Genomic DNA, 21952 nt, shown 5'->3' with positions numbered 1-21952 from the left:
TGCGTTGATCTGCGGTTAAACAATCGCCCTCACCTCAAGTGTACCGTTTAGCAATTCTCAAAGACGAACAGCATTCTGAAGCAGTCGAGGATGACTACTTGCTAGAAGATTGGCTGCAATTAAGGTCGCAAATCAACAGCGATGCGGTTCATCTGTGGCGAGGTAAATAACGGAATTAACAATTAAACCGCAGATCAACGCTGATGTAATTTTATCTGCGTTCATCTGCGTTAATCTGCCTATATCTGCGGTTGCAAAAAGACCCCTAAGAATCAGCCCGCAACTTATCCAAAACAGTCCGATCTTCCAAAGTAGAAGTATCCCCCGTCACCTCCTCTCCAGCCGCCAAAGAACGCAACAAACGCCGCATAATTTTGCCGCTGCGAGTCTTCGGTAAAGCATCAGTAAATCGAATTTCTCCCGGACGGGCGATCGCCCCAATCTCCTTAACAACGTGCTGCTTCAATTCCTTAGCCAATGCGTCGCTAGGTTCCTGCGAGTTGTCCAGCGTTACAAATGCCACAATTTCCTCACCCTTAATCTCATCCGGTTTCCCCACAACCGCAGCTTCCGCCACCGCTGGATGAGACACCAAAGCCGATTCAACTTCCATCGTACCGAGTCGATGTCCAGCCACATTAATTACATCATCAACGCGGCCCATTACCCAGAAATAACCATCTTTATCCTTGTGCGCGCCGTCCCCTGCAAAGTAGACAAATTCCCCATCTTTTGGGTGCAAATATTCCCAATAAGTGCGACGGAAGCGGTCTGGATCGTTGTAAAGAGTTCGCATCATTCCCGGCCAAGGATGTTTTACAACTAAATAACCCCCGCTTTCATTAGTTACCGGTTCACCTTCTTGGTCAACAATATCAGCAACAATTCCGGGAAAAGGAAGGGTTGCAGAACCTGGTTTTGTCGGAATTGCACCGGGCAAAGCGGTAATCATAATGCCGCCTGTTTCGGTTTGCCACCAAGTATCGACGATCGGACAATTCGAGTTACCAATTACCTGCTGATACCACATCCAAGCTTCGGGATTAATCGGTTCGCCGACAGTTCCCAACAACCGCAAAGATGACAAATTTCGCGCATTTGGCAACTCTTCTCCCATCTTCATAAACGTGCGAATTGCAGTGGGTGCAGTGTAGAAAACAGTGACACCATATTTTTCAATGACATCCCAAAAACAGCCGGGATTTGAAGGGCGGGGAGCACCTTCATACATTAATGTTGTCGCACCGTTGGACAGCGGCCCGTAGACAATGTAACTGTGTCCGGTAATCCAGCCAACATCAGCAGTACACCAGTAAACATCGGTATCTTGAAGGTCGAATATCCACTTGGTTGTCATGTGGGTATAAAGGTTATAACCACCCGTTGTATGGACGACACCTTTCGGTTTGCCGGTACTTCCAGAAGTGTAAAGAATGAACAGCATATCTTCGCTATCCATCGGTTCGGCGGGACAATTTGCCGATGCACCTTTTTGCAATTCATGCCACCAAACATCGCGCCCAGATTCCATGTGAATCTGCTGTTTGGTGCGCTGAACTACGAGGACGTTGGTAACGCTGGGTACGGCGTTATTTGCTAATGCTTTGTCTACTTGTGTTTTGAGACCGACGGCGGTATCTTTGCGGAAGCCACCATCAGCGGTGATGACGAGTTTTGCTTCGCCGTCGTTGAGGCGATCGCGCAATGCTTCTGCACTAAATCCGCCAAACACAACGCTGTGTACTGCACCGATTCTGGCACAGGCTAACATGGCGATCGCAGCTTCGGGAATCATCGGCATATAGATACCGACGCGATCGCCCTTTTGGACTCCCAAATCCTTGATGACGTTAGCCATTTGGCAAACTTCGCGGTGGAGTTGCGCGTAGGTGAGGGTGCGGGAATCTCCGGGTTCGCCTTCCCAAATTAAGGCGGCTTTATTTTTTCGCCAAGTTGTCAAATGTCTGTCCAGACAATTGTAAGAAATGTTAATTTTGCCATTGACAAACCATTTCGCAAAAGGTGGCTGCCAGTCGAGCACGGCATCCCACTTTTGGAACCAGTCCAATTCCTGTGTAGCGAGTTCGGCCCAGAATGCTTGGGGGTCTGCTTTGGCTTTGTCGTAGAGGGCTTGGTACTCTTCTCGGCTTTTGATGTGAGCTTTTTCGGAGAATTCAGCGGGCGGCCCAAAGAGGCGTTTTTCTTGGAGGATTGATTCGATCGTATCTTGTGACATGGTTGTTAATTTTAATTTCGGTTAGTCTTTGTAACTATTGTTTGCATAAGTTGGGGCAAAAGAATGTTTATTTTCCTTAAGACTGGGGGGATTTTGTCAATCTTGGAACGGCGCGATAAATTATAGCACTGGGAAATTGTAAATTCTATCTTGGTACTCATTATCAAATGACGCTTCATAAATCAGAAGCAGTACCTCAATATTTTGACCGATACTTAACTTGGCATTCAGGATAAATATTCCTGGGATATGGCTATTTTGCTCTAAATGCTCTGTTAAATGAACTGGCATAGAGCGGCGGTTGTTGGTAACAAGAATGAAATTGTGGATTTCACACCAAATAAGAATTTCGGGGTCGAGAGTCCCTTTAAAAGGTGCTGTTAGTTCTCCCACTGCTAGAACAACTATATCGGGATTGCGCCTGCGAATTTGGTTGACATACGCAGGATCGACATTTTCATCAAAGAGATACTGGATTGGCATCAGCTTTGCTCCTTGCATCTCTTTCTGCTTTAAATTTGCGGAGTTTTTCTGTCACTGGAGGAGGATTGCGACGTTGTTCTTCTCGCATTTGATCGCCCCATTCCAGCCACTCGGTTATGTACTTACCGACTGCTTCTTTGTTGTGCAGGTAATACAAAATTGTCGCATAAACTTGTTCGAGGGTGAGAGATGTATAAATGTTAGCAATTTCTTCAGCAGTTCGAGCGCGAAACAGGTATTCATAAAGAATGGTTTCGATGCCAATGCGGGAACCTTTGAGCCGAATATCGTCAGGTCTTAGGAAGTTGAAATAGTCTTCAAGTTGCATAGCTGGTTCGGGGTGATATCTGGTATCATTGTATCACATGAATAGAAGATGGTTTGAGTTTTAGGATGTTAATAAACAAAACTTACGCATGGGAGCCAGAAACCGGGTTTTTCGCCGAATCTGCTGCCTCCAATGCGTCTTTTCGTGAAAACCCGGTTTCTAAACACTCGCGCATAAGTCCTATTTTATGAGAATTGTTTTATAATATAGTTGAATGGATAAGCCACACTAAAGCCATGAATCAAAATTTAGAAGCAAGCCAACTTTCGCTAAATGACGTTCGCCGCCTTTTCAAACTCGAAGAGTTAGAAGGAGAGGGCTTCAGTGATTTTTTCTCTCTGGAACCGCTGACACAATCCGAACAGCAGGAACTATTGAAACTTAGAAATGACTTTCGACGATACCTATCCGCCGGAAAAGTTTCAGAAGAACTCGTTAAGTTTTTATCACTTTCGCCGTTGATGAGATTGACGGGATTTTTTAAGGTTCCTGTTGTATTGACAATGGAGGATAGCATACCCATTGAGGTGGAGGATGGGGATACTTTAATTAAAGGGCGGTTGGATATTTTAGCGGTAAACCAGCCGGATGCGGAGATAGGGGCGGCGCATTTCTGGATTTTGGTGGTGGAGGCGAAAAATAGTACGATCGCCCCTTTGGTCGGTTTGCCGCCACTCCTGACTTATACTTATAAAAGTTTGCAGCAGCAATCGTCTGTTTGGGGATTGACTACGAATGGGGAAAGTTATCGGTTTGTGCGGGTGACGCGGGGGAATCCTTGTACTTATCAGATTTTACCGGAATTGAATTTGATTGATAAAGAGCGATCGCTCTTATTAGCGCAAGTCTTGAAAGCGATTTGGCCAGTTGCAGAACGTGCAGTTACAATTGGCGTAAAATGATACAATTGGTGGCCGATCAGTTATCTTGTGAATAGGTGACGTTTTGACGAATTACTAAGTTGAGTTTAAGCCGAAAGCAGTCAAAAATTTAGAATCTTTGCCAGCAGAGGTACAAAACCGAGTTTTGACCAAAATTGAGTTAATCCAAAATAACCTAGCAGGAGATGTGAAACGCTTAACTAATTATACGCCCGAATATCGGTTGCGGGTAGGAGATTACCGAGTTTTGTTTGAAATTGAGGGAGATATTTTGGTAATCTACCGCGTCAAACACAGAAAAAATGCTTATTCTTAAACGATAGAAGGAAATACCTATGATTGAGTTACATCCTGAGTTTATTACCAAAAATGGCAAAAAGGAATTTGCGGTGATACCTTATGAAGAATTTGAAGCACTGCAAGAATTAATTGCTGATCTAGAAGATTTGATGGATTTGAGAGCAGCGAAGGCAGAAGAGGCAAATCAGCCTTATATGCCGCTAGCAGAGGTTAAGAGACTGTTAGAATTAGAGACATAAATTCGCGATCGATTCTGACAGCACAGCCAAATTGTGGGACTTGCAGAGAAATTTACTGGCGGATTTTAGTGGCTGTAGCGCCCCTAGATGATTCGCAAAATTTGTAGGGGTAGTTCCAAGAATGCCTACCACCACGGATCGGGTTCTTCAGGGGGGGGAAGAACCCTACAATAAGTTATACAAATGATTTTGTTGAGGAACGAACCCTACGCGAAACCCAACGAAATGAACCCCATAGAGTTGGGTTTCGCGTTTGCTAAACCCAACCTACGATCGGATAAAGCGATCGCACCCACGCAGATTTTCACACACATTCAAGTCAAGATTTGTTAAAAAACTACAATTGGCCGTGACATCAGGCAAACTATTATCTTACCATAAGAAACGGCTCAAATCTGAAACAAAAGGTAAGAAAATGTCTGAAATTAGACAAAATATAATTACCAGAGATTGGGTAATCATCGCGACCGAACGGGCGAAAAGACCAGACGAATTTGCTAATAAGAAAAAGTCGCTCGCAGCAGTGCCGCCGCACCGTGCCGATTGCCCGTTTTGCGTGGGAAATGAGGAAGACGGAACCTTAGAAACTTGCCGTTTGGCAGACGATTTCCTACAGGATAGTTTCGCTTTACGCACCGCATGGAAAGTCCGCGCAATTGGCAACAAATATCCCGCCCTCTCACCGACAGCAGAACCAATGAGGATATCATCGGGAATTCACCGCATCATGTCGGGAATCGGCTTTCACGAAGTAATTGTCGAACACCCGCGACACGATTTGACGACCGCTTTGTTGACCGTTGAAGAAGTAACTGATATACTTTTTGTATACCGTCACCGCTATTTAGAAATCAGAAAATATCCCTACGTTGAAACAATTGTAATCTTCAAAAATCACGGGGAAAGTGCCGGAACTTCTCTCGAACACCCTCACTCGCAGATAGCAGCTACGCCTGTTGTTCCCAACCAATTTCGCACTCGCATCGACGAAGCTATTAGATATTTTGATGACACTGGAGAATGTATGTTTTGCCGGACTTTGGAAGATGAGTTAGCGGCGGGTGAAAGAGTGATTTTTGAAAGCGAACATTTTGTTGCTTTTATCCCTTTTGCTGCACTTTCGCCGTTTCATATTTGGATTTTTCCGCGCCGACATTCGTCTTCCTTTGATGACATCAACGATGCGGAAATTACGGATCTTGCTGATACTTTAAAAACGGTACTTGCTAAGCTTTATTACGGATTGAACGATCCTGATTACAACTATAATATTCGCTCGGTTCCAACAGCCGAACGGGCAACAAAATACTTTCACTGGTATATCGCAATTATTCCCAGAGTGTCGAAGCAGGCTGGGTTTGAACTGGGTAGCGGGATGTTTATCAATACAGCTTTGCCAGAGGAAAGTGCCCAGTTTTTGCGATCGACCGCAATTCCTGGCGATCGCAATTTCGGCAAACCTAAAGTATAAAAAGTTACAACTTATCAAACAATGTCCCAGACGAGGACGGAAGACAATTTAATGATTTTCAATCATCGGTTGAAATAGACAATTTAAATCTGCAACAGCTTAATTGACGCTCAAAATTTATCAACCTACAAATATTGATAAATTTTATTAAACTCACAATAAAGCTTCGACATACTGCCAGCCGTCATCGCTAAAAGTAGCTTTCAAAATATCTCTAATTTTACTGTCGATCGACAATTTCGCCTCGCCCGACTCGCCACTCTCGCCAATTTCCCAACTCTGATCAGATAAATGTTCTTGGAGGTTGGCTACTGTATTGGCGAAATTAGCTAGAAAATAATGTTCGTCTACCCACGCCGTCGGATCGGGAATTGCTGGGTTCCCAAAAGCCTCATCCACTAAATCCTCTTTGGCAAAATCGTCAGTATGGTTTTTCATGCTGAGGTCTATTGAGATATAATTTGCAAATTACTCGCATTCTAAGCTGAATTTTGAATTATTGTGCGATCGCGATCGGTGCACCGCAGTGACAAATTTGTGTAATTTGTGCGATCGCGATCGAGGTTGTTTTGTCCGTCGCGTGCTATCATACTACCTCACATTAGGCGATCAAGAATTTTCACCTCCGGCAAAATAGACTTCGGCACCATTCCGTGAACTCCTTTTTGGGGATTGTTGACAGCCTGCGTCATCCGAAAATTTACCGCGATAGAACACAAAACATAAGCATCTTCCTCTTTCAAACCTGCAAAAGTTTGCAACCAATAAACCGTCTGTTTTACCGCCATTTCTAAGGCATCATCTAATGTTCTACCGAATCCCATAATCACAACATGAGTAGGCGTTTCAGCAAACGGAAATATCAGAAATAAATCCTGACGCAAAATGATTTTCACAGTCCCCTTCATCGAAGTCTCAATCGCAGTACCGTTAACTTCCCCATCTCCTTGTGCCGAATGTCCGTCGCCTACGGACAGTAAACCGCCGCGCACAGAAACAGGTAAAAATAACCGCGTTCCCGGTTGCAGTTCCTGATTGTCCATATTGCCACCATAGCGTTCTGGAGGAATAGAAGAACGGTTAATTTCTGGATTGGCAACCCCGATAATTCCGAAGAATGGATGCAGGGGAATCTTCGCGCCGCTACCTACGGGAAATTCCGCAGTTCTTTGCTCTAAATCTAGGGAAATAAACCGCAACTTAGATTCGGGAAAATACTCAGGTAAAACTCCCCATCCGGCGCGAATTGCATTGAATCCTACTGATAAACTGGGGTAAACCTCCTCTATCTGTATTTCTAAAACGTTTCCCGGTTCGGCATTGTTAACATAAATCGGGCCTGTTAGCAAGTGCGGGCCAGGGCCGATTTTGCGGTTGGTAGGCAAATTCTGACAAATATCTAAAAATTCGGGGGTAAGAAATTCCGGCGGGGCCTTGTCAGCAACATAATATCCTGAATAGGTTTCGATGTCGATGCGATCGCCCGAATCCACAGTTAAAGCAGGTTCGAGGTTGGGAGAGAAACCGCCTAGGTGTACGGTTTTGCAGTTAGCTTTGAGAAGGTGGCGGGTCATATCTATTTGAGATTTTAGGTGTCAGATGGTGGTAACATTTGTATGTAGCAAGTCTAAATCATTTTTGCAAAAGATTTTTTTATGAACCGCAGAGAACGCAGAGGGCGCAGAGAAAGAGAATGCAGAGATCACAAGAGGTAAAAAAAATGGTTTAAGTTTGTTAATTGTGAGATATTTTACTGATTTCTTAACTTTTTGATAACGTTGGCAGTTGATTTTTTCAAAGGCGGGGCGGGTTTATCTGTATTTGGATTGGGATTTCTGTTTGGCTGGTGAAACTCTCCCCTACAAACTAATAACTAATAACCTATGTTAACACCATTGCCCGACAAAGTAGAAATTCCCAAAAGTGAGTACCGCAATCCTTGGTTTTTTGCCGTACTCTTTCTGATTCTCCTATTACTCGGTTTGATTATGCAATTTTACCTCAACAAACCTCAACTTTTAACCGATCCGTTTCTACAACTCCCAACAGCAAACTCTGTGCGAGTTGTCTGGTTTACCGAGTTTCCCGGTACTTGCAATACTGTGGCTTATGGCGAAAAATTAAATCAAATAGCCGCTGCAAATACTACCAAGTTAAGCCGCACTCGCGAAGACAAAGACTCGCAGATATCCGATAGCATCAAACAGCGCATTACTCGCACCAATCCCCTGCTCCGCGACATCTGGCGGCACGAAGCAGAAGTCCCCAATTTAAGGCCCGGTGTTCGGATTCCTTATTCAGTCACTAGCCAAAGAAAAGACGGCACATCTGTTAGTAGCAAAGTTTTTACACTTTCTCCGATACCAGCAGCAGGAATTGGGCTGAAAATTCTCCTCACTTCTGACCATCAATTGATGCCGATGACAGCGGCAAATCTCCAGAAAGTTGCAGAAACAATTGACAAAATTGATGCGGTTTTCATGGCTGGGGATTTAATTAATATAGCCGATCGCGCTTCCGAATGGTTCGACGATTACCGAGGCCGCGCCTTTTTCCCCGCTTTGCAAGGCCGCGCCTTCTCGGAACTCGACAAAAACGGCATCAAAACATTGTACAGCGGCGGCGAACTGATCCAACACGCGCCTTTATTTCCGGCGATTGGGAACCATGAAATTATGGGGAGGTTTTCAACTACCAGTACCCTCAACGACCAGTTTAACGATTCTTTCCCCCGCGCTGCTGCAGAGAAAATATATCCATACCTCACTCAAACATATGCAGTCAAAGAGCGAGATATTTTGTTAAAAAACAATACTTTTAACAGCGATACATACAACGAAATTTTTAGCTTTCCCGCTGACAAAAATTATTATGCTTTGACTTTTGGAGACGTGCGGTTAGTGACTTTGTATGTTACCAATATCTGGCGGACTCCGAATTTAGATCCGGATGCCAGAGGCAGGTATCGGGAACGGGACGAAGACTTGGATCGCCCTGAAAAATGGGGATACGGACAGCATATTTTCGAGCCAATTTTTAAGGGTAGCGCTCAATATAATTGGCTGGAACAAGAGTTAAAAAGTGCGGAATTCCAGCAGGCAAAATATAAAGTTGTGATGTTTCACCACCCCCCTCATTCTCTGGGCGACAATATTGTACCTGCTTATACTGACCCCGTCCAAATAGTCGATCGCACTTCCGATGGCGAGATAAAAATGGTGCGTTACGAGTATCCCAAACAACAAGATTATCTGATTCGGGATGTAGTGCCGCTGCTAGAAACAGCCGGGGTGCAGTTAGTTTTTTACGGACATTCCCATTTGTGGAATCGGTTTGTCAGTTCCAGCGGAATGCACTTTTTGGAAACTTCTAATGTGGGCAACAGTTACGGGGCTTTCACGGGGGAAAAACGCCGGTTTGTGCCGCCAGGATATCGGGAAGATTACAGCGCTACTGGAGATCCCAACGGATTGGAACCTGTGGTGCCGACTGTGGCGCCACTGCTGGGAAAAGATGGGCTGCCGCTGCCGTATATTGAAAGCAACGATATTACGGCTTTTAGTATTTTTGAGACGGAGAACGGTACGGTTAGCAGCTATTATTTTGATACGCGGAAACCAAAGTCGAAAGTGGTGAAGTTTGATGAGTTTAAGTTGCAAATTCCCTAATCTGTAATCGGTAATGCGTCATAAATCATAGCTGGTAGTTAACCCGATCTCAAATTATACCAAATCTGGGTTTGTTATCTTTTTTATCGCTGGTTTATAAAGGGTATCCAAAACCCGGATTTTGTATTCCCAATCCTGCAATTAACCATTACATCGTTTCCGGTTGCATCGGAATAATAAAATCGAGTCAACAGTTAACAGTCAACCCTTCAGTTTTTCTTAACTTGTCACAAATGGGAGTGCAACGGAAATTGATATTACCTATTACCGCTATTTGAGCGTACCTCATCTTTCTGAGAAATGCTGTAAATCATTATCTACAGCCAATTGCCGACTAGAATATATGTCCCCCAAGTCTTAACCGCCTGATATCTTTCAAACAGCGATTGCTGTGCAAGATGCAGCGCTTTTGCCCTAGTTGTTCCGGGTTTTGCAAGTTCTTCGTAAAACTTTAACATCAGTTCGGTATTGGGTGTATCTTCGGCTTCCCACAAAGTTGATAAAGTGCTGCGGGCTCCCGCACGCACGGCAATTCCCGCAAGTCCTAAAACTGCTCGGTTGTCTCCTGATGCTGTCTGACAAGCACTCAAAACTAGCAGTTCAATATTGATTGACTGCTGCGGAGTTTCTACTTCAATTAAGTTGGCGATATCTTCACCTTTTAGCAACTGTTTGTAAGCGACAATATATGTTTCGTCGGGATCGGAACTAAATTCGCCGTGAGTCTTTAGGTGTACTGCGGAAAAGCTGCCTATTTGGAGTTGATTTTGAATGTTGGCTTTCGTAAAGTTTGTTTCTAGCAGGGGTTTACTGGCGGGAACTTTTGTGGCTATTCCTTCTAATTCTTCTTTTAACTTCTGAATGATTTGAAAGTTTTTACCGTCAATATTTTGCGCTTCACCTATCCCGCCTGTAAAGACTTTTAATCTTTTTTGTAACGGTTGAGGTGCAAAAAGTGTGAGTCGCGGGGAAATGGCGATCGCATATTTATTTTGTACTAAATACTTCTGTGTTTTCCGATCGTGAAGCACTGCCATTGGAATGTTTCGCAAGCTTCCATCTAACACAAATACTAATGTTTCAATTTGAGTGTTTTGTGCTAGTTCCGCTTCTAAAGGCTCAATCAACCATTTGTAAACCTTCTCCGATTCAGCTATGGCTTGAGGATTTTTCCCTGGTTCAGCCAAGTTCGATCGCAGTTTTTGCAGAGTAGTTTCTACTGTTTGGCGCGGTACAGAAGTTTCGTAATATGTCAGCGGCTGTCCGTAAACTTGCAAAATAACTGCTATTCTATCTTCTAAGATAATTGGATAAATCAGCGCGGCTCGATTGTCTGCTATGCGATCGATTGCTACGGTAGCCGACAAACTGCACCGCAAAAAGTTTTCTATTTCTGCTAGTTGCAGGGCATCTATTTCTTGAATTGCTTGTTGGAGATTATTTTGATTTGGCTGAGATTTGCCATCTGTTGTTAGCAATAAATCTACGAATTCGCGGTAAACTGGTTCGGCGTTGTCTCGGAAGGAAAACTGCACGTCTGGATTGACGGCAATTAAATCTTTTCGCAGAGATTGGAGGGTTTGAACTGATGCTTGATAAGCTGCGATCGCCCTTGTTTTCTCTCCCTTACTTTTCACCGTCAATCTTCCTAATTGCCACTGCCACCGATAGGCAATATCCGCCGCCTGGATTGACTGTGCAATGCCTAAAGCTTCACCGGTTAATTGTTTGGCATCGGATAATTGTCCGGTGATTTCGTACAATTCGCCGAGACTGCCTTTGGCATAGGATTCTGCTCGCAAATTGCCTAATTGTCTAGCATCTTTTGCTGCGGATGCCAACAGTTTTGCAACATAAATTAATTCTGGGTTTGCTGCGGTTTGAGTCTTGGCTGCGACAGCACAGTGTTGGACTGCGGGCGGCAAAGGTAGTAAGATTTTCTCGATGTGCGATCGCCCCATTGTTTGCACTTTCAAACAAGTCAGACTTTCAGCAAAGTCGATGCGGGCGTAAATAGATTCAGTAGTGACGGGCAAATTGTCAACTTTTGACTTGATTTCTGGCCACAAATTGCCGATATCTGAGTCGGGTTGAGTTTCGACAAGCAGGCTGAGTTTATTTAATTTAGCTTGTAACTGTTCGGTTGGGGCAGATAGGGCGATCGCCCTTTCGTAAAAATTCAAAGCTTTGAGATAATTATTCTCACCATTTTTCCTAATATCTTCTTGCCGCTTACCCCTTGCCCGCTGGGTATTTCCTAAACTGAGATAAACTGCGCTGAGAGTGCGATCGTTCCGCAAATTTTGTGCTATTATCAAACTGCGGTTTAACATGATTTCCGAATTTTTCAAAGCACCTGTCAAACGCAGCACATCGCCTAAAGTTCTCAATCCCGATGCTGCTATTTCGGTGTGCGGTAATTTTTCAATAGTTGCTTTTTCGGCTGGGGATAATTGATTGTCGATTAAGGTTTGGCAGTTGAAGTTGGTAAATCCTAAAACAGAAAGCAAACTCTCGCAAGCTTGGCGGTATTGTCCCGCCGATTGCTGATTTTGGGCGGCGATTAGTTGGGTGTTGGTTTGAGGGGCGATCGACCGTGCTATTCGAGCTGAAATAGGTATTTGCAAGCAGCATAAAAATGCTGTTGTTACTGCTATTAACCAGATTTTCCACTTTTTCATATTCATCTGCTTTTTGGGCGGGCTAGAAGCCCACCCCACAAGAAAATTGAGTGATGGTGGAACGGGCCGGAGAGCCCGTTGAACCCACAAGAAAATTGAGTGATGGTGGAACGGGCCGGAGAGCCCGTTGAGCCCAGTAGTTAAAACTTCCAAATTTACCGATCGCACTTCGCCGGAGTTTGCCCGTTGCTGTAAGGTGTAACAGTGCGCGATCGAGCCACCAATCTAATTGTACCGTCAGCATCTCGTTCCCATCCTTGAGCCTCCACTAATTCCGTTTCTAAATTATCCCCCGAATTGGCTCCCGAATTACTGACAATTTCTCTCGGATTTGGCGGCACCCCGCCGCGGCCGACATTCACAAAACTGCTGCGGTTTCCCCGACTGCAAGGGCTTTGAATAATCGCGGTAACTCCCGGCTGCGGGACGGCAATTAAGCCGGAACTCGGGTCAATATCGGGCGTTGTGATTTCGACTGTACCGCTGAGATTGGGGTTGGTGAGAGAAATCGCGGTAATGTCGCTGCTGGACAAATTTTGCGAGTCAAATTCTGTTAAATTGTCCGTGCCTAATTGAGTTGCCAAATCTTGCCTGGTTGGTGTTTGAAATCCTAAAACAGCTTGGGCGTTTATCTGGATTCTACCACCCGCGCCCTCAAAAGCGTTAGCAGAAATGTCGCTATTTCTCACCCCGGCAAGTGTATCCGTGTTGATGTTAATATTACCGCCATTTCCCGGTTCCTTAGCAGTGCCTGCGCTTGTGGAAATGCGACTGTTTCCTCGCATCTGGATATTGCTCGCATTGATGCGGATGTTGCCGCCTTCGCCCACATTAGTTTCCGCCGTCAGAACGCCCCTGTCGAGCAATCGAATTTCGCGCGATCGAATTTCCAAATTTCCCGCGTCACCGCCCCCCAGACGCGCGTCAACCGCTGCTTCTGCGCCGTTGCGAACCGTCAGGCGATCGGTAAAAATGTTGACGCCCCCGGCATTTCCCGAACCGCGAGTGCGGGCAAACAAGCCGCTGGTAAAAGGGCGATCGGTCTCAGGGTCGATCGTATCGGAAACGCCGCTTAATTCCACACTTTCTCTAGCATTGATAGTAACATTGCCGCCGCTGCCAATACCACGAGTTCCTGCCGAGATTTGCGCGCCGTCTAGCACTCGTAACTGTCTAGTTGCCACAGTCACATTGCCACCGTTTCCTGTTGCAGTTTCCTCATCAACTTGAGTTAATATGCTGCTAGAAAAACCATTAGATGAACTTCCTCTTAGCTCAATAGAATTCCTGGCAGTTACAATAACATTCCCGCCTTGACCTGAACTGAATGTACCCGCTATTATTTGTGCGCCATCTCGAACTATTAATTGTCGGGTTGCAACAGTTAAATTGCCACCGTCTCCCGTGGCTATAGACTCTACTTGTGTAAATATGCCACTTCGTCGTTCGTTGCCACCACTAATTACGATTGACTCGGAAGCATTCGCCTGCAAATCTCCAGCTTTCCCAGCGCCAGATGTAGAAGTAAACACCTGTGCGCCATCTCGAACAATCAATCTTTTGGTATCAATTCTCAAGTCACCTCCTGCACCCTCCCCTTCAGTCGCAGAAGACAAACCCGAACGCAGCGGATTACCGGGAATGTCAATTCCGATGACTTCAATCGATTCAGAAGCATTGACGGTAAGATTCCCGCCATTGCCGCTGTCGAAGGCAGTTGTTGATACCTCTGCCCCCTCAGAGACAAGCAAACTGCCTGTATTTATTGTCAAATTTCCTGCTGCACCAGCACTTTCCGTTTGAGCAAATAAGCCACTAGGTTCCCCAGTGGGGGTTGCACCAATGGCTGCTATCAATTCAGATACATCTACTCTCACATTACCTCCTCTACCGTTACCGAATGTAGAAGTAGTTGCCTGTCCGCCATCCCGCAGCAGCAAGCTGCGCGCCGCAACCTGCACATTCCCGCCGCCACCTTCACCGATAGTTTCCAGCAAAAAACCGCTGGGCTGCCCCTCTGGACTGCCTATGGCTTCCACAGCTTCGGAGGCCGTAACAGTCAGATTTCCTCCCGCTTCCGCTTCTCTCGTCAAGCTCAAAACTGCCGAACCTTCCGTCAGTCTGATGTTGCCGCCCGCAAGCTGAATGTCTCCCCCCCGCGTCCCACTAGCGTCAACCGTTGCTTTTTGGGACATTTCGATATTGCCAAAGGAGGAAGCAGCCAGAGGCACAATGTCAGAAGTGAAAAGAGATTCACTGTTAGGAACTCTCACTTCTGAGTTTCGCACCGCTAACAGCGAAATGCGTCCCGCCGGTGCTGTCAAATTGCCACCTTGAAGCTGGATATCGCCGCCGACTAATACCAAACTTCTGCCAGTTTCTACAGCAAGTCCTACAGTCTCATCGCCCCGGACAATTGCGCCTGTTTCTTCATCTGGTACTAAATCTTGACCTGGCCCCTGAACGACAATTGGGTTCGCTGTTCCCAATTGCAAACCGATTGGCACGCTGATGGTTAATAGAGGAGTTGTTTGGGGATTTTTGGCACTAAATTGCGTGCCGTCAGCAAATATCAAACTGTCAGCAGTGCTTGCCAGAAAGGAACCGCCGAGCATAAGTCGAGCGTTTTCACCAAAAATAATCCCGTTAGGATTTAGCAGGAATAAATTAGCGCCGTTAGCTTTGAGAATGCCGTCAATGTTAGAAATTGAGCTGCCAGTGACGCGAGTAATAATATTTTGAACATCTAGAGAGTTGTTAAAAAAAGCTGTACCGCCGGTGGGGACAGAGAATTCTCTAAAACTGTGAAATAAGTTATTGCCAGCGTTAGTACCGCCGTTGATAATATCGGTATTGCCGTCGATTGTAACTGTAGAATTATTTGGGAGAGTTGTATCGGGGACGATTTGAGCTAATGTTGGGGGAGCGGTTAGGTAGGAGCAAGCGAGGGCGGTGACAAGTTGGAAGAGGAAGGGCGATTTGTGCATCGCGGGTTAATGCATGGAAGACCAAAATATTTTATCATACTGCGATCGATCGCAACATCAATTACCCAAATATCTGTAGGGGCTCTTTCACCAACCATCCCTGACAATAACCAACAATCTCCAAAAACCCGCCCCCACCCAATGAAAAATCACCAAGCACATTTTTCCTATGGGTCATAATTTAAGGTTCATGTAGGTTATTGGTGTGGTGGGGGCGGGTTTATCAATATTGTTGGTGGGTATCAAATATTGTTGGTGAACCCGCCCCTACAGGTATGTGAAATTTGCGGCAATTTATTTGCGCCCAGCTTTCAATTTACCCCGCTGTTTCCGCATCCAAATACTGACAGCACCAAAAGCCAAACTGCTGAAAACCAAACTCGGTTCCGGCACAGGTTCAGGTGGATTAGGAAACCCCGGCCCGTCCCCCGGAGGAACGCCTATCCCCGGTACTGTCTTCACCTGAGAAACCGTATAAGGTTGTTTGACTATCACATCAAATACAGCATCATCGAGACTCGGATTGCTGCTAGTGAACCTTCTAGTTATCCTATCTAGAAACACAACATTCGGCTCGACATTTCCCCCCAAAGCTAGATAGAAAACATCGCTACTAGAAACAGTATTTCCATCAGTAGGTATCAAGCCAATTCCTCCATCGGATGGCGGACTTCCCGGACCCGATTGAGAGCGAACTTGCCACCAATTTAACTGACTGGGAGGTTGCTGAAACAATCCAGCAGGAATGTCAATATCTGGAGGGTCGATCGGTTTCATTCCCGAACTGAACCTGCTTCTCCTTCCCCACAAGAAATCCAGAGATATCTCTTGCAGGCTGTTCGAGGTTATGGAAATAGCACCGCCTCGAACTGTCTGAATTTCTTGACCGTACAAACCTAGATAGGTAGTCCGCTGAATTTGCCAATCTAAGTTTGTTTGTTCATCAGCCATTGTTGTTATCTCCCTGTAATTAATGAGTGAAAGTTCTCTGCAAATACAATCCAGTTTCGATCCCCCTCGCATTCCCCTTAAGAAGGGGGACTTTGAAGAGTCCGATCGCCCTTTTTTTTCCGACAGACTCTGAATACTCCAGTCCCCCCCTTTCTTAAGGGGGGCTAGGGGGGATCGAATCAAACTAAGATAATTTAGCTATCCAAGCATCATCACCTCCCAAATTATTTCCCTCGACATTCCCGGAGGTAACGCCGCCGATATAAACCCCGGCACTGCTAACAGCAATACCGTTAGAAACATCGTCACCAACTGTTCCTAACTGCTGTTTCCACTGCAATGCACCGTTGACGTTGTACTTGGCAACCCAAGCATCATCGCCACCGCTGTAGTTTTCCCCCAATTTGCCGCGGGTGCGCCCGGTAATGTAGGCGTTACCGTAAATATCGGTGGCAACTCCAGTGGAAGAATCGTAGGCGGAAGTTCCTAACTGCCGCTTCCAATTCAATGCACCATCTGCTGCCTTAAATTGGGCAACCCAAGCATCTGTACCTCCGTAATAAATGCCACCTAATTGAGAGTTATCATTTTGATAAAAGGCATTCCGCATAGCCTCGAAATCGCCAATCCATTCATTGACATTCCCGACAAAGCTCTCTCCCAATTTATTCTGGGTGTGTCCCGACAGGTATACATGACCGTTGTTACTAACTGCAACTCCAAAAGCTTGATCTTCCGCAGTCGTCCCTATTTGTTTCCTCCACATTTCATTGCCTGTGCTGTCATATTTTGCCAACCAAGCATCAGCATCACCAGCATTGGTTCCTTGCAAATTGCCCTTAGTCGAGCCAGCAATGTAGATATTGCCCGCACTGTCAGAAGCGACGCTTTTAGCTTCATCCCAAGCAGCAGTTCCAAGTTGTTTCACCCAAATTTGGTTGCCGTTGCTGTCGTATTTTGCCACAAAAGCATCGGTAGTAATTTCACCGCTTCCCGGTGCATTGCCTATCGTGCGGCCGACGATATGTATGCTGCCATTGCTAATAGAAATTCCACCCTGGGCAACGTAATAATCTGGTGTTAGTAAATCGCGCTTCCAAAGTAGATTGCCGTCAGTACCGTACTTTGTCATCCAGGAAGTGCGATCGCTCGTATTTCCCAAACCGCCGTCAGTGGAGCCGATCGCATATACATTGCTATTATTATCCACAGCAACACCGCTAGCAGCATCATAAGCAGTAGTTCCGATTTGTCGCTTCCAAATTTGCTGTCCCGCGCTGTCATACTTGGATACCCACGCATCATACAGTCCCTGATTGGTGCCCTCTAAGTTGCCAGAAGTGCGGCCGACGGTGTAAATGTTGTTAGTGCGATCGACTGCGATACCATTCGACGAATCGTAACTTGCGGTTGATATCCCAGATTGTCGCTTCCACTCAACTGTAGGATTGTCGTTGTCAATAATCGTCACCTCAGCACCTTCATCCTTGGATATCGAATATTGAGAACTCTCTTTAATCAATAAACGCACCAACTCTTTTGATTCCGATTCGCTGTCATCAATAGGAAATACGTCAATTGTGACTGACGAAGCACCAGCAGGAATCACGATTTTATCATCTAAAAAATTGTAATCTATACCATTTTTAGCGCGCGGTTCCCACACAGGCTCTACCCAGTAATCTACTGTTAGAGGGTTAGCTGTACTGCCCGTGCGAGTAATGGTAAATCGACCCGGATCGCCGTATTCAGAAGCTGTGTTATCTGTAGCTACGATCGAAACAGTTGGTTGATCATCGTTATCCGAAATTACGGTATTTAATACTCCACTATTCCACACTTTGTAATTAGCATCGGGAGTTAGTGTCAGTATAGCTGTTTCTTGCTCTTCCACTAACGTATCGTCGATCGCTTTCAATGTCAAAGAAGCGTCATGCTGACCAGCACGAATGACTGTGCTTCCATACTTATTTTGGACAATGATATTGCTGCCAGACTGAGGATCGTAAGTGTAATCTGTACCCTCAATAGCAGTTCCTGTCAGCGAGTAATTTACCGTTAAATCTTGGGCTAAACTACCGATGCGCCGGAATGTGACAAAACCAAGATTCCCCGATTCAGAAACGTAATTTTCCCGTTGGTAATTGCCAATTTTCCCAGAATACCATTCTGCAAAAACTTGAACTTCAGGTGTTTCATTGTCCCAAAGTTTCACCGTATCACTATTAGCCACTCCAATTTGGTAAGAATTATCTGTCTTTAAGTGCATTCCGACTTGTTCCGGCCATTCAGCAATCGTGTCTTCAATAGTTTCGATTGGGATTTTGACAGAAGATTGACCCGCTGGAATAGTAACAATGCCACTTAAAGAGTTGTAATCAGTGCCATTAATTGCTTCTGGGGACGACCAATTATTAGCTGCTTGCATGACGTAATTCACCGTCAGGGGCAATTTTGTATTCCCAGTGCGAGTAACAGTAAACTCCCCCGGATCTTCCCCTTCCGTAGCATCGGGGTCAGTCGCAACCAGTGAAACCGTCGGTTTAGTTCCGAAAAGATTCAATTGCCAAGAATTCCAAGTACCTGTTTCTTGTGTCACCTCATCCGAAACTCTCAGCTTCCAATCTCCTACCGAAGACTCTCCCCAATTGCGGGCAGAAGTAAACACCCATTTGCTGTAATTATTCCCCGGTTCGTCATGCTGTTGAGCTAAATTCGATTCTGTACCGTCAGGAGAAATCAGCGTTACATTCAAATCTCCCCGCCGCGAATGAGTCGCATCAAACATTACTTCGGCCCATTCTACAGTGATATTTTCCTCGACTGTAGCGGTCATTTCCAGTCCCGTCTCGGTAGCGTCAGGAATCGCTGCATTCACAGATATCTCTGGAGAACGAAGGGCTATTTCAGTACCAACTGGTGTCCATGTTTTAGCTTTTTCAACGGCGGCTGCTACCTCAATTGCCCCAAATCCGTATTGATGGTTCACCCATTTTCCCGCCCCATTTTGCATCCAAGTTGCAGTTCCCCAGATATCAGTATTATTTGGGTCATTGTGAGTTGCAGTATCGACTAAAATGTGCTGAATATCACGTCTTGTCAGCGTCGGATTTGCTTCTAACATCAACGCAATCTCCCCGGAAACTAACGGTGCTGCGGAGGAAGTGCCACCAGCATTGTAAGTGTAATTCCCCGGACTTTTGCCGTCTGCACCGATTAAATCAGTGGTAACAACGCCGTTTGTACCGATATTTAATCTCCAATAATTAAGTGTGCCAGTTTGTCCTACTTCGTCATCAGTAATTTCTAATTTCCAAATGCCGTTGGGGTCTTCACCGACAAAATCCGATAGCCGTCCTTCTGGGCGGAAAACAGTTTGTGAAAATGGTGCAACTCCCTCAGTAATCGATTTTTCTCCATCGTCAGATAGCCAAGTCTTTGTGAAGTTGCGACCGTTCCCGCCAACATCGGTTAAGAGTTCTACTCTTTTACCGGATGGACTGATGAGAAACATATCTAAATCGCTGTTGCGAAGGTGATTGATATCGAAATTGACGGCTAAATCAGTTAAAACTCCTGTTAAATCGCTAACTGTGAGGTTAGATGTAACTGTCTGATTGTCGGGAATAGTTAGATTTGCAGTTTTTTGGAATGGATACTCTCGATCGCCCTTAGAATAAGCTGATACTAACACGGAAGCGCCCGGTTCGCTGTAAGTAGTTGACTTGGCGTTGTGGTCGATCGCAGCAACGGCGATCGCGTGACGGGAATTGGCAAAACTGTTATAGTTAACATTGCTGCCAACTTGCTTGTCGTTCCCCGCCCCAAATACAAAGTTGCTGCCAAATCCATCTCGACCTTTGGTAGCCCCCATTTCTAATTCATATTCTGCCATCGGTAACGCCAAAAATGGTTGGTTTGCTTTCCAACTGTTGTTGTAAATGTCGATGTCATTGTTGAGATAAGACAAAGCATCGGCAATAACTGTGTCATTCACTTTTTCCGCAATCAATCGCAAACCCGCTAGCGATGCTTCCGGTGCAACGCCGCTAATTCCCAGGTTATTGTTGCCCGTAGCTGCCGCAATTCCTGCCATCGCAGTCCCGTGCGGATTGTTGGCATTTGGCATCGGATCGCTGTCATAAACGCCGTTACTGATCTCATTAAAATCGCGGCTCAAATCAGCCCGATACCTGTCTTGCAAATCCGGGTGAGTGTGTTGCAAACCGTCATCGACAATGCCAATTACAACTCCTTTCCCTTTGGTAGTATCCCAAGCTTTAGTAACATTAGCATCCGCGCCGGGAGTGCCGCCGGTTTGTCCGGTATTTTGCAAGTTCCACTGCTGCTTGAATAGAGTATCGTTGGGTATCGATTGCGGCTTGAGTTCGATCGCAACTAGCGGATAAGCAAACTCAACACCGTTGAGATTGTCCAATCGAGTTTGTACTTGTGCTGGCGTGACATCGGCAGGCAATTCCCAAATATAAGTGTTAGGGATATGTCCCGTCGCACCGAGGTTTTTCGCTTCAAATAAGTTGGCAAAATCTGTCGCAGATTTGCCCGGAGTAACGCCAACAACCCACTGTTTTGTTTCCGCCAAGGCTTCGGGTTGGTAGTTGTCGAGAATTTCGGCTCTTTGCACGCTGTAATTTACGCGATCGGACAAACTTTTCGCAATAGTATCGTTAGTTCCTTTGAAATCAACTTCCGATTTAGCGTACTTAATTAAGTCTTCACCAAAAGTAGTTTTAGTCCAATCGCGACTGGGGTCGATCGCCCCTGCAAGCGAGGGAGCTTTTCCAATAGCACCGCTGACTTTAAACGCAATATCATTATAATCCCTGTCCGTCCCAAAATCCGCCCGCAAATCTTCCATCGCAAAGGTGTTGCCATCACCCGTAACATCGGCAATTTGCCTCAGCGAAAATTCATCGTTGGGATTCGCCGTCCCCAAGGAAAATAAAGGCCGCAAGTTACCGCCAATACTGGGATTTTGCCATACCTGCTGCACAGTTCCGTTGGGAACTAACATCACAGCAAATTCGTCCCCTTTTTGCATCGCAAAGGTTTTAATTCCTTGATAATTTCCCTGGTTGTAATTGTCCTCGTAGCTAACTTTTCCGCTAAATCTTGCACCTTCATTTAAGTCATTAATGACGACATAACCTTCGGCAGAATTGCTGGCAGCGCGGCGTGCTGCTTCTTTAATGAAACTCTCTTGACTGTCGAAAACATCCATGCCTTTAATATTAAAAATCGCCAATTCTCCTTGATAGTCGCCGCCATCAAATAAATAGTCAAATTTGACTGAACCATCAAAGCTTGTGACCTCAAAAACACCCGTATTAAAAGTAAGATCCCACAGTTCAGGTGTCGGAGTTTCGACAGGCATAACATCTAATTCAACACCTTTTTCCGTCTCCCCATCGCCCGCAACACCAACAACTTCTTGATTAATTATTTTCTCTCTTTCTCCTCCCTCTGCGCTCTCTGCGCTCTCTGCGGTTGTTTTCTCTAAAACTTCCTTTTCAACAACATTAGCTTCCGGCTTTGTTTCAGGTACGATCGACTTTTCCTCTAAATTCTCAGTCGTTGCAGATGGAATTTCCGGTACGATCGACTTTTCCTCTAAATTCTCAGTCGTTGCAGATGGAATTTCAGGTACGATCGACTTTTCCTCTAAATTCTCAGTCGTTGCAGATGGAATTTCAGGTACGATCGACT

14 protein-coding genes and 1 pseudogene are annotated in these 21952 nt (G+C 45.5%); 6 read left to right on the top strand and 9 right to left on the bottom strand.

Annotated features, from left to right (window positions below):
• Positions 1 to 38: 38 nt before the first annotated feature.
• Positions 39 to 170, top strand: a complete 132-nt coding sequence (locus tag IQ270_RS31695; RefSeq protein ID WP_255532331.1) for a hypothetical protein — start codon at positions 39 to 41, stop codon at positions 168 to 170.
• Positions 171 to 265: 95 nt separating this feature from the next.
• Here the strand turns inward: IQ270_RS31695 and acs are convergent, their stop codons facing one another.
• The 3 genes from acs to IQ270_RS00060 form a co-directional block, all read right to left on the bottom strand.
• Positions 266 to 2236 carry an acetate--CoA ligase gene (acs, locus tag IQ270_RS00070; protein ID WP_193970750.1) on the bottom strand — a complete coding sequence of 657 codons (1971 nt, stop codon included), beginning with the start codon at positions 2234 to 2236 and terminating at the stop codon, positions 266 to 268.
• Between the two features lie 120 nt (positions 2237 to 2356).
• Positions 2357 to 2719 (bottom strand): DUF5615 family PIN-like protein, encoded by a 363-nt coding sequence (locus IQ270_RS00065; protein ID WP_193970748.1) that lies wholly within the window; start codon positions 2717 to 2719, stop codon positions 2357 to 2359.
• The gene (locus tag IQ270_RS00060) at positions 2697 to 3047 is read right to left on the bottom strand and encodes a DUF433 domain-containing protein (RefSeq protein ID WP_193970746.1); all 351 of its coding nucleotides are present in this window, start codon (positions 3045 to 3047) and stop codon (positions 2697 to 2699) included. Before IQ270_RS00060 ends, IQ270_RS00065 begins: the two co-directional genes overlap by 23 nt.
• A 236-nt stretch (positions 3048 to 3283) precedes the next feature.
• Between IQ270_RS00060 and IQ270_RS00055 the strand changes: the two genes are divergently transcribed.
• From IQ270_RS00055 to galT, 4 genes and pseudogenes are all read left to right on the top strand, one after another.
• The gene (locus IQ270_RS00055; protein WP_193970743.1) at positions 3284 to 3949 is read left to right on the top strand and encodes a restriction endonuclease subunit R; all 666 of its coding nucleotides are present in this window, start codon (positions 3284 to 3286) and stop codon (positions 3947 to 3949) included.
• 70 nt (positions 3950 to 4019) lie between these two features.
• Positions 4020 to 4244, top strand: a pseudogene (locus IQ270_RS00050) (type II toxin-antitoxin system RelE/ParE family toxin); the annotation flags it as partial.
• A gap of 19 nt (positions 4245 to 4263) precedes the next feature.
• On the top strand, positions 4264 to 4467 hold the full coding sequence (locus IQ270_RS00045; protein ID WP_193970741.1) for a type II toxin-antitoxin system prevent-host-death family antitoxin: 204 nt from the start codon (positions 4264 to 4266) through the stop codon (positions 4465 to 4467).
• Between the two features lie 415 nt (positions 4468 to 4882).
• Entirely contained in the window at positions 4883 to 5938 is a 1056-nt protein-coding gene (gene galT / locus IQ270_RS00040; RefSeq protein WP_193970739.1) for a galactose-1-phosphate uridylyltransferase, read from the top strand.
• Between the two features lie 153 nt (positions 5939 to 6091).
• On the opposite strand, the gene IQ270_RS00035 is transcribed toward galT, so the two are convergent.
• Positions 6092 to 6376 carry a hypothetical protein gene (locus IQ270_RS00035; protein WP_193970737.1) on the bottom strand — a complete coding sequence of 95 codons (285 nt, stop codon included), beginning with the start codon at positions 6374 to 6376 and terminating at the stop codon, positions 6092 to 6094.
• A 158-nt stretch (positions 6377 to 6534) separates the two neighbouring features.
• Complete coding sequence (locus tag IQ270_RS00030; RefSeq protein ID WP_193970735.1) at positions 6535 to 7512, bottom strand: acetamidase/formamidase family protein; 978 nt, start codon at positions 7510 to 7512, stop codon at positions 6535 to 6537.
• 309 nt (positions 7513 to 7821) lie between these two features.
• On the opposite strand from IQ270_RS00030, the gene IQ270_RS00025 reads away from it, so the two are divergent.
• Positions 7822 to 9606 (top strand): metallophosphoesterase, encoded by a 1785-nt coding sequence (locus IQ270_RS00025; RefSeq protein ID WP_193970733.1) that lies wholly within the window; start codon positions 7822 to 7824, stop codon positions 9604 to 9606.
• Between the two features lie 317 nt (positions 9607 to 9923).
• Here IQ270_RS00025 and IQ270_RS00020 read toward each other — a convergent pair whose 3' ends face one another.
• The 4 genes from IQ270_RS00020 to IQ270_RS00005 form a co-directional block, all read right to left on the bottom strand.
• Positions 9924 to 12287, bottom strand: coding sequence for a CHAT domain-containing protein (locus IQ270_RS00020; protein ID WP_193970731.1), 2364 nt, complete (start codon positions 12285 to 12287; stop codon positions 9924 to 9926).
• 155 nt (positions 12288 to 12442) lie between these two features.
• Entirely contained in the window at positions 12443 to 15274 is a 2832-nt protein-coding gene (locus IQ270_RS00015; protein ID WP_193970729.1) for an S-layer family protein, read from the bottom strand.
• Positions 15275 to 15568: 294 nt separating this feature from the next.
• Positions 15569 to 16225: a hypothetical protein gene (locus IQ270_RS00010; protein WP_193970727.1), complete on the bottom strand. Its 657-nt coding sequence runs from the start codon at positions 16223 to 16225 to the stop codon at positions 15569 to 15571.
• A 184-nt stretch (positions 16226 to 16409) separates the two neighbouring features.
• On the bottom strand, positions 16410 to 21952 hold a 5543-nt coding region (locus tag IQ270_RS00005; RefSeq protein WP_193970725.1), incomplete at its 5' end, for a S8 family serine peptidase.

This window comes from Microcoleus sp. LEGE 07076 (assembly GCF_015207455.1).
Lineage (GTDB): Bacteria > Cyanobacteriota > Cyanobacteriia > Cyanobacteriales > Microcoleaceae > Microcoleus.
Note: the sequence above shows the minus strand (reverse complement) of the source record. Positions and strands in the feature narration are given on the sequence as shown.

Bases quoted from the DNA above. Each gene is read 5' to 3' on its own strand.
- acs (WP_193970750.1), bottom strand. From the start codon at position 2,236: ATGTCACAAGATACGATCGAATCAATCCTCCAAGAAAAACGCCTCTTT.
- IQ270_RS00065 (WP_193970748.1), bottom strand. From the start codon at position 2,719: ATGCCAATCCAGTATCTCTTTGATGAAAATGTCGATCCTGCGTATGTC.
- IQ270_RS00060 (WP_193970746.1), bottom strand. From the start codon at position 3,047: ATGCAACTTGAAGACTATTTCAACTTCCTAAGACCTGACGATATTCGG.
- IQ270_RS00055 (WP_193970743.1), top strand. From the start codon at position 3,284: ATGAATCAAAATTTAGAAGCAAGCCAACTTTCGCTAAATGACGTTCGC.
- IQ270_RS00045 (WP_193970741.1), top strand. From the start codon at position 4,264: ATGATTGAGTTACATCCTGAGTTTATTACCAAAAATGGCAAAAAGGAA.
- galT (WP_193970739.1), top strand. From the start codon at position 4,883: ATGTCTGAAATTAGACAAAATATAATTACCAGAGATTGGGTAATCATC.
- IQ270_RS00035 (WP_193970737.1), bottom strand. From the start codon at position 6,376: ATGAAAAACCATACTGACGATTTTGCCAAAGAGGATTTAGTGGATGAG.
- IQ270_RS00030 (WP_193970735.1), bottom strand. From the start codon at position 7,512: ATGACCCGCCACCTTCTCAAAGCTAACTGCAAAACCGTACACCTAGGC.
- IQ270_RS00025 (WP_193970733.1), top strand. From the start codon at position 7,822: ATGTTAACACCATTGCCCGACAAAGTAGAAATTCCCAAAAGTGAGTAC.
- IQ270_RS00020 (WP_193970731.1), bottom strand. From the start codon at position 12,287: ATGAAAAAGTGGAAAATCTGGTTAATAGCAGTAACAACAGCATTTTTA.
- IQ270_RS00015 (WP_193970729.1), bottom strand. From the start codon at position 15,274: ATGCACAAATCGCCCTTCCTCTTCCAACTTGTCACCGCCCTCGCTTGC.
- IQ270_RS00010 (WP_193970727.1), bottom strand. From the start codon at position 16,225: ATGGCTGATGAACAAACAAACTTAGATTGGCAAATTCAGCGGACTACC.